The following is a 501-nucleotide window of genomic DNA, read 5'->3' on the forward strand; positions in this document are numbered from 1 at the left end:
GTGGTTCGGCGGGATCGTCGGCTGAATAGCCTGATGTAAGGAGCGCCCCGGGCGCACCATCCTCGACCAAGCCGCAACGGAGACGTTGCGGCGTTTTTTCGCGAGTTTCTGCGGCGCGGTGATTAAAAGTAGTCCACCAGCATGGTGGCGCCGCTGGTGAAATCGCCTTCCGCCAGGGTGACGGCGCTGTTTTTTACCGGCACCGCATCAAGCGTCGGCGGATTGGCGTAGTCGATGTCCAGCGGCGTATTGATGGCGAAGGCCTTACCGTTGGCCAACAGCTTGATGCCCAATCCATTGACGCTGCTGGTTAACACGCTGCCGTCGAAGGCCGCCGCGCCGCCCATGATCTTCATTTTCAGCTGGCGGCTGTTATCCAGAAACTCGCATTTGATGCTGTAATCGATGCGTTGCATATAGCGGTTGCCGTCGATGCGCTTGATGCCGACCTTGCCGAAGTCGATATCGATGGTGCGCCCGTCGTTGCTCACGCAAGGCGGA

The 501-nt window shown here is 59.3% G+C and carries 1 protein-coding gene; it reads right to left on the bottom strand.

Features of this window, described 5'->3' with window-relative positions; genetic code table 11:
* Positions 1-122: 122 nt before the first annotated feature.
* Positions 123-501 (bottom strand): fimbrial protein (locus SO140_RS46520; RefSeq protein ID WP_498544285.1); only part of this gene is annotated, 379 nt, incomplete at its 5' end.

It is taken from the genome of Bradyrhizobium sp. UFLA05-108 (assembly GCF_059803455.1).